Origin of the sequence: Wolbachia endosymbiont of Rhagoletis cingulata (assembly GCF_048537655.1) — a bacterium.
GTDB classification, from domain to species: Bacteria; Pseudomonadota; Alphaproteobacteria; order Rickettsiales; family Anaplasmataceae; genus Wolbachia; species Wolbachia pipientis.
The window spans coordinates 359,377-373,406 of the sequence record NZ_CP175927.1 but is presented as its reverse complement, the minus strand read 5'-3'; the positions used below and the strand labels follow the sequence as shown (position 1 = coordinate 373,406).

The 14,030-nt window shown below is 37.1% G+C and carries 17 protein-coding genes and 2 pseudogenes; 1 reads left to right on the top strand and 18 read right to left on the bottom strand.

The window, feature by feature from the left end:
* Window positions 1-1,080 (top strand): hypothetical protein, encoded by a 1,080-nt coding sequence (locus ACJZL3_RS01850; RefSeq protein WP_419198866.1) that lies wholly within the window; start codon window positions 1-3, stop codon window positions 1,078-1,080.
* A gap of 101 nt (window positions 1,081-1,181) precedes the next feature.
* Here the strand turns inward: ACJZL3_RS01850 and ACJZL3_RS01845 are convergent, their stop codons facing one another.
* From ACJZL3_RS01845 to ACJZL3_RS01760, 18 genes and pseudogenes are all read right to left on the bottom strand, one after another.
* On the bottom strand, window positions 1,182-2,975 hold the full coding sequence (locus tag ACJZL3_RS01845; RefSeq protein ID WP_253309139.1) for a reverse transcriptase/maturase family protein: 1,794 nt from the start codon (window positions 2,973-2,975) through the stop codon (window positions 1,182-1,184).
* A gap of 553 nt (window positions 2,976-3,528) precedes the next feature.
* Window positions 3,529-4,779 carry a group II intron reverse transcriptase/maturase gene (ltrA, locus tag ACJZL3_RS01840; protein ID WP_419198671.1) on the bottom strand — a complete coding sequence of 417 codons (1,251 nt, stop codon included), beginning with the start codon at window positions 4,777-4,779 and terminating at the stop codon, window positions 3,529-3,531.
* Between the two features lie 43 nt (window positions 4,780-4,822).
* A complete protein-coding gene (locus ACJZL3_RS01835) occupies window positions 4,823-4,945 on the bottom strand; it encodes a hypothetical protein (RefSeq protein ID WP_419198591.1) in 123 nt (40 codons plus the stop codon).
* 420 nt (window positions 4,946-5,365) lie between these two features.
* Entirely contained in the window at window positions 5,366-5,797 is a 432-nt protein-coding gene (locus tag ACJZL3_RS01830; protein ID WP_419198865.1) for a DUF2924 domain-containing protein, read from the bottom strand.
* 5 nt (window positions 5,798-5,802) lie between these two features.
* Window positions 5,803-6,024, bottom strand: a pseudogene (locus tag ACJZL3_RS01825) (ankyrin repeat domain-containing protein); the annotation flags it as partial.
* A gap of 76 nt (window positions 6,025-6,100) precedes the next feature.
* Window positions 6,101-7,348 (bottom strand): group II intron reverse transcriptase/maturase, encoded by a 1,248-nt coding sequence (gene ltrA, locus ACJZL3_RS01820; RefSeq protein WP_419198601.1) that lies wholly within the window; start codon window positions 7,346-7,348, stop codon window positions 6,101-6,103.
* A gap of 43 nt (window positions 7,349-7,391) precedes the next feature.
* A complete protein-coding gene (locus ACJZL3_RS01815; protein WP_419198602.1) occupies window positions 7,392-7,514 on the bottom strand; it encodes a hypothetical protein in 123 nt (40 codons plus the stop codon).
* 380 nt (window positions 7,515-7,894) lie between these two features.
* Window positions 7,895-8,050, bottom strand: a pseudogene (locus tag ACJZL3_RS01810) (ankyrin repeat domain-containing protein); the annotation flags it as partial.
* 167 nt (window positions 8,051-8,217) lie between these two features.
* Window positions 8,218-9,375, bottom strand: coding sequence for a phage tail protein (locus tag ACJZL3_RS01805; RefSeq protein WP_419198864.1), 1,158 nt, complete (start codon window positions 9,373-9,375; stop codon window positions 8,218-8,220).
* Window positions 9,375-10,160, bottom strand: coding sequence for a baseplate assembly protein (locus ACJZL3_RS01800; protein ID WP_419198863.1), 786 nt, complete (start codon window positions 10,158-10,160; stop codon window positions 9,375-9,377). The genes ACJZL3_RS01805 and ACJZL3_RS01800 overlap by 1 nt, the downstream gene beginning before the upstream one ends.
* Before the next feature lie 2 nt (window positions 10,161-10,162).
* A complete protein-coding gene (locus tag ACJZL3_RS01795) occupies window positions 10,163-10,498 on the bottom strand; it encodes a GPW/gp25 family protein (RefSeq protein WP_419198862.1) in 336 nt (111 codons plus the stop codon).
* 21 nt (window positions 10,499-10,519) lie between these two features.
* Complete coding sequence (locus ACJZL3_RS01790) at window positions 10,520-10,774, bottom strand: PAAR domain-containing protein (RefSeq protein WP_419198861.1); 255 nt, start codon at window positions 10,772-10,774, stop codon at window positions 10,520-10,522.
* A 5-nt stretch (window positions 10,775-10,779) separates the two neighbouring features.
* Window positions 10,780-11,244: a phage baseplate assembly protein V gene (locus ACJZL3_RS01785; RefSeq protein ID WP_419198860.1), complete on the bottom strand. Its 465-nt coding sequence runs from the start codon at window positions 11,242-11,244 to the stop codon at window positions 10,780-10,782.
* A complete protein-coding gene (locus tag ACJZL3_RS01780; protein WP_419198859.1) occupies window positions 11,231-11,707 on the bottom strand; it encodes a hypothetical protein in 477 nt (158 codons plus the stop codon). The genes ACJZL3_RS01785 and ACJZL3_RS01780 overlap by 14 nt, the downstream gene beginning before the upstream one ends.
* Window positions 11,704-12,201, bottom strand: coding sequence for a phage tail protein (locus ACJZL3_RS01775; protein ID WP_419198858.1), 498 nt, complete (start codon window positions 12,199-12,201; stop codon window positions 11,704-11,706). Before ACJZL3_RS01775 ends, ACJZL3_RS01780 begins: the two co-directional genes overlap by 4 nt.
* Window positions 12,202-12,507 (bottom strand): head-tail joining protein, encoded by a 306-nt coding sequence (locus ACJZL3_RS01770; protein WP_419198857.1) that lies wholly within the window; start codon window positions 12,505-12,507, stop codon window positions 12,202-12,204. It lies immediately after the preceding gene.
* Between the two features lie 124 nt (window positions 12,508-12,631).
* The gene (locus ACJZL3_RS01765; protein WP_419198855.1) at window positions 12,632-13,636 is read right to left on the bottom strand and encodes a major capsid protein; all 1,005 of its coding nucleotides are present in this window, start codon (window positions 13,634-13,636) and stop codon (window positions 12,632-12,634) included.
* Window positions 13,637-13,652: 16 nt separating this feature from the next.
* The gene (locus ACJZL3_RS01760) at window positions 13,653-14,021 is read right to left on the bottom strand and encodes a head decoration protein (protein WP_419198854.1); all 369 of its coding nucleotides are present in this window, start codon (window positions 14,019-14,021) and stop codon (window positions 13,653-13,655) included.
* Window positions 14,022-14,030: the final 9 nt, after the last annotated feature.

Here is a 14,030-nt window from a genome sequence, read left to right as displayed (position 1 = left end):
ATGGTATTATATTTTATAATACGTGAGATGATGAATAAAAACAATGTACCCTATTATATAGCTGGAACTCTGGCTGCTTTAACTTTATTAGCATCTGGAGTGTTTGCTGCAGCTCCTTATATTGGTTTCTTAGCTCCAGTTGCAGCATTAAGTGTTGGCCTTCCATTTATTATTGGTGGTGCTGTATTTTCTGCTGTAGCTATTGCACTTTCGTATCAAGCAATTAGTGAGAACAAAACAAATTCTGAGTTAAAAAATAAAATGAAAGCTCAAGAGCAAACAATTTCTGGGCAAAAAACTCAACTAGCTAAAAAAGAAGCGGAAGTAAAAACTAAAGAGGAAGAAAATTCTAAGTTAAAAAATAAAGTGGAAGCTCAAGAGGAAGAAAATTCTAAGTTAAAAGATCAAGTACGCACTCAAAAGCAGAAAAGTTCTGAGCAAAAAACTCAACTAGCTGAAAAAAATAAAAAGATAGAAGAAGACAAATTAAAAGTGGCAATTGCTGATGGCACTGTTCAGCTTGCAAAAGGAACAGTTAATAGCGCTGTTTGGTTTGCAAAAGAAGCAGTTAATGGTGTCTTGTATTCTGGCAAATATGCTTACGATAATTATGTGCCATCAACTGAGTCTACAAAAGGAACACTTAGTGGTATTGGAGGTGGCTTGAAAAATACTTATGATGCGTCAATTGCATCTGTAAGAGGAGCACTTAACAGCGTTGGAAGCAGCTTGTACAGTAGGATTTATGGTACTAAGGTTTCTAGTCCGGAAGAGCAGTTTAAGCGTGAAGATGGATCTAAACCTAGCATGCAAGAACTAACTCGTTTGGATTATTTAAATCTTGAGGTTCTTTCCAGTGAGCAAAAGCAACGAGCTAATAGTTTGGATTATTTAAATATTGATAACGTTCCTAAGCAACCTGATCATTTAAATGTTGATGCTGCTAAAAGTTATTTAATGAGTCTTTCTGAGGATCAGGATGTATTTTATGATGCAGAATCTGGTGATGAAAAAGGTACTGAGATTTGGAGAGTAGACCGGCGGAACTTCCCCACCAGTCTCTCGCAGAACTGTGCATGAAGTAGAGTGGGCAGCCAGCGAGTTACTTGTTAAGTACTTTTCCAACAACCCCTCTCCGAACCACGCATGATCGTTTCCGTATCACGTGGCTCTCCAATAATCTAACGTTTTAAGGAGTCACCATCATATTTTCCATATTGGATTTTCTTATGGCATTCATGACAAACAACAAGAGTCTTCCTCTGTCGTTCAATCATTCTCTTTTTCCATTTCGGTAGCTCAGTATTACGTTTACCTAGCAAATCAGCAAGTTTACGTACGTGATGTACTTCAATCTGCTCTTGTGATTTACATAATTCACAAGTTTGTGCCAATAGTCTTTGCTCTATTTCACTACGCTTATTCCATATTGGTATAAGGTTATCACTTATACTTACCCATTTATTCCATTTTAGTGACACAGCACCAAAGTGTGTAATTAATGGTATCTTTGATGGTAAACGATCTACTCTGACTTGGATGACTTTTCGTTTTTCACCTTCGTCGTTTTCAATCATTGCACCAAATTTTCTATAAATTTTCCTGCAAGTTGTTTTGTATTTAGATGCTAAAGTCTTTACTAATGATACTTCCATCACATACTTCAAATAACTTAGTGTGTGAAGGTTGTAGGCCATTTTGTAATATTGTACAATTCCTCGATATTCAGTTTGATACTGAGCAACAATACTGTAAGCTGTATCAAGTGTACGTTGAGGTAAATGTATAGGCTTTCCACAACGCATATATTCAGAACACTTTTTCTGCTTTATATGATGTGGTACACGTAACCCAATACTACCGTTAATACATCGTTGTGTCCGATGATCATGTTTATCATCTGCATGCAAGACGTGTATTTTATAACCTAAAAAATTGGCTTTGCTATCACACGCGTGTGTAATAAGCGTTTTATCTTCATTAAGCATAAGTTTGAGCTCCTCATTGAGGAATTTAGCAATCTCATTTTTAATTTGTTCAGCTTCATTTTTTGGTCCTGCAAACCCTACCAGAATATCATCAGCATACCTAACATACCAAAGACGTCGATAATTTAGATCACAAGAATCCTTAGATGGCATACCCTGCACTAATTGACGCAGTTGTTTTGCTTGATCCCAGTTCCCTTGTTTTCTCATCATCGATACTTGCATGGTTAACCTTAAATATTTTGGATTTGTCTTTCTTCGCTTACCTCGGTTATTTGCTGGTATTAGTATATGTTCCACATGTTTATCTAACCGATCGAGTAATATGTTACTCAAAATTGGACCAATAATAGAACCTTGTGGTACCCCACTATGACTCTTATTGTACTTCCAATTTTCCATATATCCTGCTTTTAGCAGTCGATTGATTAGCTGAATAAAACGGTTATCTTGGAAGCTTTCACTCAGTATTTTCAACAACATAGTATGATCAATTGAGTCATAACATGCACTGAGATCTCCCTCTATAAACCATTTTGTACCTCTGCCTTTTTGCATTACTGCTCTTAATGCAGTGTGGCATCCACGCTTTGGTCGAAATCCATGTGAACATTCACTAAATTTAGGCTCATAGTAGGCTTCCAATATTAATCGGATTACTTCTTGAAGTAACTTATTTGACCATGTTGGCAATCCTAACGGCCTGCGTTTACCACTCTTCTTTAAAATATAGATACGTTTTACTGGTGTCCACCGATATCGCTCATAGCGTAAATCCTCTATGATTTTATCGATTTTCTCCAAAGACATACCATCAACTGTTTCAGTTGTCACACCTTCTGTCATAGCACCTTTATTACGACAAAGTTTGCCATACGCTCGAAGGTAAAGATCACGCTGATAAAGTAGGCGATATACGTTTTTAACCGGCAAATTTCTTTGTCCACGTTCACGTATAATGTTAAGTATTGTTTCAGCTTTCCGCATCTTGCGTACCTCCCAATTTCAACATTCAATTATCTGTCACCCTTTGCCCTGTATGTGGCTTTCCCACGCTCCCCGGTGATTCGTTACTTTCACGACTACTACGATGACTCCGTAACCATAGAACTCGCGTTCCTTAGGTCATCCCATGTTCCGTCACTAAGAACTGTTCTAGATCAACTTAGGTTTTCCATTCATCCTCTTAAATAAGTTCACTACTTATCGTTCTACAGCCAGAATGTCACACAAACGAAAGTTTAATCTGTGCTTACCGTAGACATGGGGTTTTAAATGCGATACCCATGGATGTGAAGTCCCACCCCTGAAGATTAGAATTCAAGCAGTTTAGCTTTAACCATATTGATCAGGTGTTGCAAGCCGTTATCTTACACATCTTCAGATAACTCTCGCTTTACATACATGCTCTTGTCCTCCTTCCCTTTCGGGTTAAAGTTAGTTGTTCACCTCGAGGCCATTTATTCTGAACCCCGCTTAGCTCTGCTAAGTATTTCTTAATGCGTACCACGGCGCACCCTCGCGACTCACACAGCTCCCATTATTCAGTCTTTTGACCTAAAGCTAGTGTCCAGTGGTAAAAAGTATTTGTCCCTTCTTTCCTCATTTTTCCTAGAAGTTGCCTCGCTAGTCTTCCATGATTTCGAAGCTTCTTATACTTTCTTCTGACCCACTTTTCTAGGTGCTGCTCTATGTTTCTCAGAGGTTTATATATCTCTTTCCTGTAAAACCTGCCATAGTACTGATACCAGCCTCTGACTATTGGATTTACTGTCTTTGATATTTCCTCTAATGTTTTGTGTGTATTTCGTAGTATTTTCCAGGACCTTATGGTTGTAGTAATATTTTTCTTGGCCTTGTTGCTAATTGCGGGAAGAAATGAAACAAAATGCTTTCCTATTTTATTTCTTGCTAACCTGGGTCTAAATGTGTAACCCAGAAAATCAAAACTTTGTTTAGGAAATTCATTTTTCCTATTGTCATCCTTGCAGTACACAATTTGTGTCTTTGCAGGATGTAATTTTAGCTTATACTCAGCCAGTCTTTCTTCAATTGCTACCCTCATAAATTCCGCCTGTCTACTACTCTTGCAGTGCACTATCGCATCATCTACATACCTCTCAAATGGTATTGTTGGGCACTTTCGTCTCATCCACTCATCAAATACATGATGCATAAATATGTTTGAGATCAGCGGGCTTATTGAACCTCCTTGCGGAACTCCTTTATCCCTAACTACCTTACTTCCATCTGCTTGCTGAATTGGCGCTTTCATCCATCTTTCAACATACAGTATGACCCATTTGCAGTCTGTGTGCCTTTTGATAGCTCGCAATGCCAACTCGTGGTCCAAATTGTCGAAAAATCCTGCTATATCAAGATCTATCGTCCAATCGTACCACCAGCATCTTTTCCTCGCAGTTCCTACCGCATCCAGTGCAGATTTGTTTGGTCTATAACCATATGAATCTTCATGAAACTTCGGGTCTACTAACGGTTCTAGATACATTGTAGCTGCTGTCTGCGCTATCCTGTCCGATACTGAAGGGACACATAAAATTCTTTGTCCCCCTTCTGTACCTTTTGGTATTGCTACAGCTTCTACAGGCTCTGGAAAATAACTTCCAGATGACATTCGATTCCATAGCTTGTACAGATTATCTTTTAGATTTTCTTCAAACTTTGTTATCGTAACCTCATCTACACCAGCAGCACCCTTATTTTTCGATACTTGTTTATAAGCTCTCCAAATAACTTGCTTCGGTATATCAAAAGACTTTGTTTTACTCATTAACTCCTCCCTTTCGGTTGATAAATAATTAAAACTGAATAACTCAGCCCCTTCGCTCCATTTCCATTACAGAAATTTCTTCACTACTACGAGCTGATCCGCCCCTGTTCTTCGCATCGGTACTCTCATCCTTGAAGTTTAGCTTCTTGGATTTCTCCCTTATCATCGAAATGACAGGTTCCCGCAGTTCTACACAATAGCCCAAAATGGATCCGCGCCACCTATATGCCGGACGCCATCTATCCAGTAAACAAGTTTCCGATAGATTTATCCCAGGTTAGGCTAGAACACCTGGTTTTGACATCTTCTATGAAGTTTCGACACTTCATCAGTGGTTCATTTGCATTCGCCTCTCCATTTTACACATGACGCATAATTGCGCCTTTTCCATAACGCTCACTACCATGGCTCTTTACCAAAGCAGCTTATGGCTGTTTGAAGCCTGCTCTTGTAAACCGGCTCCGAGGGACCTACCCTCATCTATTGTGCAGCTTCAACTGATCGCTTCTACGGCACACCTAGTCCATCCTCATTTGATTTTCTTGTATATATCGCGCACCTTACCTCTTTTAGCATTTTCTCCTCTTCAGCTCCCATTTTTATCACGCATCCCGAATAATAAAGGTCCATTATAGCTCATTCCCATTATTTTTCCTGCTACTGCTGATAATGACATATAAAATCCTTCTCTGTAGATTAAACCCTTATCTGTTACCATTACTGCATGCGTCTCTTCACCTCTCTCTAGTATTAATTCTGTCCCTTCTACTGGTAATTTATCGCTACTTATTCTTTTTCCCTTCTCTAGCCGATCTGCCAGATACTCTAGTCTTTTTAATCCTTTTCTTGACATTTCTCCATATACTTTTTCCTGCATTCTATAAGCTAATCTTGGTATCAGATATTTCTTTGAATGTTTAGGCGCTTCTTCTCCATATGCCTTCTTCCACATTTTTCTCAGCTCATCCAAAGGTTTTCTCTCTAAATTCATTACTTTCTTTTCTATTTCTTCCTCCATATTTTCTATCCTCTCATAAATAGCTTTTCAATTCTGTCTATTTCTTTCTTCAATACTTCAGTTACTTCTTTACTGGTTTTCACATAATCTATCGCTGTCATTCCAAATTTGTCCGCTTGCTCTATTTCTCCTCCAGCTTTCACTAGCTCCTCCACTATTTCTTTTTCACCTACCATGCACGCAAGGTGTAGAGGTATGCACTTATTTCCATATTCTTCCGCATTTAGGAGAGTAGACCAGTGGAACTTCCCCACCAGTCTCTCGCAAAACTGTACGTAAACCTCTTGATTTATACAGCTTCCATTATTCAGCCTTTTGGCCTAACCCTAGTGTCCAGTGATAGAAAATATCCGGAGACCTCTTTCTCACCTTTCCTAGAAATTGTCTTGCTAGTCTTCCGTGACTCCTGAGTCTCTTATATTTCCTTTTCACCCACTTTTCTAGATGCCGCTCTATATTCTTTAGAGATTTGTATACTTCAGTTCTGTAAAATTTGCCATAGTACTGATACCAGCCTCTGACTATTGGATTTACTTTTCCTGACATCTCCTCTAATGTTATATGCGTATTTCGTAGCATTTTCCATGACCTTATGGTTGTAGTAATCTTTTTCTTGGCCTTGTTGCTAATTGCTGGGAGAAATGAGACAAAATATTTCCCTATTTTATTTCTTGCTAACCTGGGTCTGAATGTGTAACCCAGAAAATCAAAACTTTGTTTAGGAAATCCACCACTCCTATTGTCATCCTTACAGTACACTATCTGTGTCTTTTCAGGATGTAATTTCAACTTATACTCAGCCAATCTTTCTTCGATCATTACTTTCACAAACTCTGCCTGTTTCTCTGTTCTGCAGTGCACTATCGCATCATCCACATACCTCTCAAATGGTACCGTCGGGTAGTTCTTTTTCATCCATATATCAAACACATGATGCATGAATATATTAGAGATGATTGGGCTAACTGAACCTCCTTGCGGAACTCCTTTATCCCTAACTACCTTACTGCCATCTGCTTGCTGAATGGGGGCTTTCATCCACCTCTCAACATACAGTATGACCCATTTGCAGTCTGTGTGCTTTTTGATAGCTTGCAATGCCAAGCCGTGGTCCAAATTGTCGAAAAATCCAGATATATCAAGATCTATCGTCCAATCGTACCTCCAGCATCTTTTACGAGCTGTATCTACCGCATCCAGTGCAGACTTATTTGGTCTATAACCATATGAATCCTCATGAAATTTTGGTTCTACCAGCGGCTCTAGATACATAGCAGCAGCCGTTTGCCCTATCCTGTCGAATACTGAAGGAACACATAAAATTCTTTGCCCTCCTGTATCTTTTGGTATCGCAACAGCTTTTACCGGCTCTGGAAAATAACTTCCGGATGACATCCTATTCCATAGTTTGTACAGATTATCTTTTAGATTTTCTTCAACCTTTGTTATCGAAACCTCATCCACACCAGCAGCACCTTTATTTTTCGATACTTGTTTATAAGCTCTCCAAATAAGTTGCTTTGATATATCAAAAGACTTTGTTTTACTCATTAACTCCTCCCTTTCGGTTGATAAATCATTAAAACTAAATAACTCAGCCCCTTCTCTCGATTTCCATTACAGAAACTTCTTCACTACTACGAGCTGATCCGCCCCTGTTTTTCGCATCGGTACTCTCATCCTTAGAGTTTAGCTCCTTGGATTTCTCCCTTATCATCGAAACGACAGGTTCCCGTAGTTCCACACAATAGCCTGAAATGGATTCATGCCACCTTTATGCCGGACGCCATCTATCCAGTAAACAAGCTCCCGATAGATTTATCCCAGGTTACAAACGACCCCCTGGTTTTGACGTCATTTAAAAGGTTTCGACACTTCATCAGTGGTTCACTTTCGTTCATCTCTCTATTCCTTACATGACATATAATTATGCCTTTTCCATAACGCTCACTACCTTGGCTCTTTACCAAAGCAGCTTATGGTTGTTTGAAGCCTGCTCTTGTAAACCGGCTCCGAGGGACCTACCCTCATCTACTGTGCAGCTTTTGCACTTAGTTTGCTCTTACTTGAACATTCTTTGTATCTCTACGGCACACCCTCTGCCCCTTTTTTTATTAATAATCTCACTGTTTTGTAATCAGAGATTTCTACTGCTTGATGCAAGATCGTCTCTCCTTCTTCATTTTTTTTGTTAATATTTTTACTTGATACTTCTTTAAAAAACTTACTAAAAGATTCTTTGCTAAACTTCATACTTACCTCACAAAATTAGCTTTTCTAGCGCCAGATAAATTTCTTATGTTTACCTGCTGCTATTCAAGTCATGTCCTTTTTAGCATGAGAAAGCAAGTCCTTTTCTTTTTATTTCATACACTTTAAACTATTGTTAATATAATATATGAGGATCTAAATATAAGTACTTAACTTATTACACATATTACTTGACTATTTTTCCAACTTCTGTGCAAATGTCGATGTTCGTGCCACTTCAGTACTCCCGGGTAAAATACTAAAATGTAATTTTCTAATTCGTGTATTGAGTCTTTTTGCTCTAAATCTAATTCACTTTCAAAATGAATATTGTGCTCTGCTATACCAAATCTTATAACTTTTTGATTGGTAAAATCTTCTACCTTGTAATGGTGAGTAACGCTAAACCTTTCTAAAATTGGCTTGTGTTTTAAACTCCAATATTGCACTGAAAGTTTATTGCTTCCCAATACAAATTTATTTCCTCTTTCCTCTACACTACCAACTGGAAAACATGCGTTTATTTCTCCTAAATTCCAACTGTTGTCTGATAAGACTATCTGTGCTTTTGCAAACTTTATTTCTGGCAATAAGCTCTGTGGTAATGGATGTAGTGCTTTTAAGTTATACCACTGATGATTTCTTTCATAGATGCCTTTGTAATCCTTCGTGTGAGGCTCTGTTTCCCCAAGCACTGCTACATCTAACCGATATATGTCATTACTAAATGCTTGCTCATAATGGTTACGTAGATAACTCTCTATAACCTTAATTGATTCACCACTAAACCTGAAAAAATTTACTCTTCCAAACGATAATACTGGTCCATCTTTTTCAATTTTTATCCCTGAGTAATCCGATAACAAACTTCCAAAAAAGCTTTCATCTAAAATAAATCTGCTAACATTATAGTGATTATTGAAAATCCTCATTAGCCGCGATCTTGCTGGTAATGACAATTTTGCTAGCTCTATTACTGCATCTACAAAAAAGTCATTAGGTACATCTTTTATTCCTATCTGTAATTCAAAAAAGTGCTTGCCAGGTGGTTCTTCGATAATTGTAATGTCTTCTATATTTGCCCATTTTAGCGCTATTTTTAGTGATGCGGGTGTTCCTCTCAGTCTTTGAAATTTTACTCCTTCTACTACGGCTTTTCTTCTATCTTTTACCCAGCGCAGTATTCCTTCTAAGCCATATTCTTCTATTATCCACGGCAATGTTTCTTCTTTAAGACTAAACTTAAATCCTTTTTGGATATCAACCTTATAATCTGTTGCATCTACTAGCGCTTTTTCCTGTTTTGTTGCATTTGGTGGCAATAACATTACTCAACCTTTAAATTTCTCAAATTTGCACATTCATTTCCCATAATCACAACATCTTCTTTTGGCTCGATTAATTCTACGTTTTCTACACCCTCTACAAATAGGTTTGCTATTATCCAAGATCTTGTCACACTCCACCCTAATCTTTTTGCTAATTCAAACTTCTTAATAAACTGCTTCTTGATTTCCTCCTTCGATATTATAGGACTTATGCTCATTCTGCTGTGAATATCTATTTCCATAATATTGCAGCCAATTACTGTTATCGTATCGGTTAAAACCCTTATATCATCTCTAGTAACCTGCTTTTTTACAATTTCAAGTAGTTCTTCTGACACCATGCCAGTTGTTGTTGATAAGATTGAAATTTGTACTTTCCCTGGTATAGGTGATTCTACTAATGCATCTTTTACTCTACTATCTGCCGACAGTGCATGATAACGATAATACTCTTTGCTTCCTCCTGTTGACCACCCCTTTATTTTTGCTTTAATTCTTTTTCTAAATCGTTCGTCCTCTTCTTCTTTCTGCCTCTCCACTCCATAAAACTCAGCTAAATTATCAAGATCTTCTCCTTTCGCAAATTTTAGTAAATTGCTCTTTACTGATTCATTTATTCTTTGTCTTAGTAACAATTCCCTCCATGCTGCAACTTCCAAAACCTTCATCGCTGGGTCACTTTCAACTAATGCTGTAAAACTTGCGTCTCGATTTATTAGCTCTTCCTTCATTCTCGAAAATATTTCCTCATAGCTTAGTTTTTCAATAATATTAGATGTCTGCATTTCTAAACAACTATTCCGCTAATATTTATGAACTTGCCTTCTGGAAGATAGACACCTTCTAAATTCAATGTTACTCTCCCTTCTTTTACTCCTTCAACTTTTACTTTTTCTAACTTAAATCTCTTTTCCCATTTTTCTAAAGCTTCTGCTGTTGCTGCATATATCTCAAGTGTTAAATCTCTATTTATCGGTTTATCAACTAATTCAAGTAGCCTTGAACCATAACTTCTCCTCATTATTCTACTGTTTACTGGAGTGGTCAGTATATCAATTATCGATTGCTTTAAATGTTCTATTCCTTCTAACGCTCTTCCTGTTTTAACATCCATTCCTCTCATTTTTCGATTATTTTAGTTTTTTTATTTTGAAAACACACTTTGATTTTTACTTACTATTTGAAAACTACAGGATACCACATCACCTGTTCTCGCTACACCAATACCATTTACAAATACATTGTTTGATCCTTGCGTTACTGTTTCCCCAATAGTCAAGATGTCACCCTTACGACAAGCAGGTCTACCATTAACAAATACATCTTCACTCCCGCTCACACAGACATGAACCGGCATACCTGTACAATGATCTCCTATGCAAACAATTGCTTTACTCATATATATTAATTCAAGTCTATTCTTCTTGCTTTTAATTTAATACTACCTTTTGTCATTTCTATACTCGATTCCCCAGCCTTCAGTGTTATTTTGTCCACTACTTCAATCTCTAAATGATGTTTTTCCTTATCACATGTAAACTTCGTCCCATCTTGAAACTTTATACTATTTATTTCTTTTTTATTTTCTAGTGCAGGGTACTTTTCCTGATATATTCCTGGTAATACTACTCCTAATGATAGTTCACCAAGAGGAGAAAATACCACAACTTGTTCATCAATATCTGGCGGAGACCAATCTCTATCTTTTCCTGCTTTGCTTGTTATCCATGGCAACCAATCTGTTAAAAATTCGCCTATTTTAACTCTTACTTTTGCTTTTTCATAATCTACTTCTTTTACAACTCCTATACGAACAATGTTGGCCATTTTCCTCTGTAATTCCGAAATTGCAAAATTATTTTCTAACATTTATTTCACCGATTTCTATTTTGTGTGGCATAAATTTTCCTTCTTCCCAAATAGATCGACCTACGTGTATTGTATGCACCCATTCAACCATCCACACTAAATATGCATCGAGCTCTGGTCTAAAGTCATCTCCTCCTCCTGATATAAATTCTCCTGGTGAAACATTTTCCACATTCCAAGTATTTTTATTTACTACTTTTGCAACTTCTGTGGCTAATGATCTCACAATTATTGAGGCATTCTCTACTGTACTATCAACTACTATTCGTGCTTCAAATCTTGCTTTCAGCGCTAACTCTTCTGTTCCAGGATCATCTCCTTTTTCAAGACTGCTAAGTTCTACAAACACCGCTGGCGCTAATAATTCTTTCCTTATTGCTGGATAAATTTCGCACGTCTGTATTGCTGATATTTCTTCTTTTAACTTAGTGCAAATTGCTTGATGTAAATCTTGCCAATTCATACATTTTTTGTAATATCACCCTCAAAGAACTTTTCAAACACTTTCTCAACCTCATAATTAACAAGATCTCTTATTACTTTTGATGCTTCTGGTTCCAATGGCAATTTAACCTCCTTTATTGGTAATGCTGCTCTTCCTTCACGTTTAAAAATACCGCTATTTCCTTTTGGCATAACTGCTGCAAATCCTCCTATAAACTCATGCTTTCCTACTTTCGATCCTCTTCTTGTTTTTTGTATTTTACCAATTGTCGATGCTCTAATGTCATAGAGATTTGCTCTAATTAACACTTCTAATCTGCTAGTTTTCGCCTTAAAAATTCTTAATCTCTTTCTTATCAAACTTAATTTTATTCTCTTTTCCTCACTGATTTCCTTAGCTGCTTTTGATTTTAGCCATATTGCTGTTTTGTTTAATGCACTCACTGTCGCTTTTTCCACTTTTTTCCTTTCAGCATCTATACTTTGTATAATACTACCGGTGTTAATACGCATTTATACTCCTGACGCTCGAATTTTCCATACCATTCCTGAATTATCTTGCAGCGGTGGAGAATATACTTTATATTTACGGTCACCTATAACAAAAATATCTCCTACAATTGGCTGCAGTACATCAAACGCACTTACTTCTAACGCTAAAGTTTCTTCCACAAATTGTCCTTCACCAATCTCGTATAATTTATCTGGCTGTTGCTTTAATACCTGTACCATATATGACTTATCCTTTGATTTATATAAAGCTAACTCCCCTAAATGGATAAGACAGTCTTTCAATAACTTCTTTACATTTTCCTGCATACCATTTTCTATTCATTTAAATTCACTTCTAAAATCCTCTAAAAATATATTGCATCCTTATATTTTTTTAGCATACTCAACACATATTAAAACCATAAGTAGAGTTTTCTATGTGAGGACTCTACTATGTTGTTACTATTTTTACTAAAATAGACGGACGATGGCACATTGGCAGAGGGTTTGACTGCGTATGCAAATCAGTCCCTCTATCAAATCTTCTTGGCTCTTGTTTTGCATAGAGTGGCTGTCCAAGAGTATTCACTGTTTCATTAAAATCTGCTGGTGCAAAATATGTTGTAAATGTGCTCGCTGTTCCTAGTGGAAAACAGTGACCTATATCTTTTTCTATAAATCTTCTCACGGTTCCTTCAGGATCTGTTGCTTGTCCTCTATATTCCTCAAATGTTATTCCACAAAACGTAAATCCTGACCTCATATCATTTCGAAGTGCTGCTCCTTCTTGCCATCTTTCATATGCTTCTTTCACTTTACTATGCGAAGTTAATGCATCAAAAAACTCAGGGCTTACCAAGGCATGAACTCCTGTCATATATTCACCACTTAGATTATCTTCTATATGCCGGAGTACTTCCAGACACTTACGTTTTACATCTGTTGTTGCTGTTCCAAGGGCAAAATTTACTACTTTTGGTGTGATTTCAAATTCATTGTACAGATTTAATAATTCTGACCCGTCAGCATCAAGAATAATTCCCTTCAGCGCTCCCATTCGCAAATGCTCTAATGTTATTGCGTGTTTGTTTCTCATTAGCTGCAAATGATCAGTTATTACATCCGCCAGCGCTTTAAGTTCACTTTCTGATCCAAATGCTCTTATTCCTTGCACTTCTTCTGGTAACACTACATCATCATGTGGAATATGTGGAATCGTAAATGTTCTTACCTTTCTTTTTCCTCTTTTTCCTACTGTTGCTGGTGCTCCGGGTAACTGCGTTGGCAATAGGCTTAAAACTCCATTTTGCTCTTCTATGGTAATATGTCTAAATCTCACTGACCTACTTGGAAATAAATTTAAATTTTCAATTCGTCCATAATTTATCGGCAATATATTCATCGCATTTGTTAGTGCCGTCATGCTAAATGCTGTATTTGTAAATGGATTTTGCATTGAATTTCTCCTTAAATTAGACTGTTTTGCGAATGATAATCCCACGTGTTTCTAGTTGTTTTATTGCTGCTGTTTTTTGCTCTTCAGTTATATTTGCTGGCCACACAACTGCATGATCTGCTAGCATCGCAATACGTGTAATGATTACTGCTTTGGTGGTTTCTTTTGCATCTACATCACTTGTTATTACACCTATTGCTGTTTGCGTCCCATCTGTTGCTGCTAAGTTTATAATTTTAATTAGATCATCTTTATCACGACCAACAACCATGCCAAGCTTTAGGTTTTGCCCCTTTGCTACTGTTATTTGGTCTCTTGAATATAGATTTGATGCCTCATACTTTAATAAGTTACCTAAATTATTTGTTTCAGTTATGCTTGTCATATTTCTCCC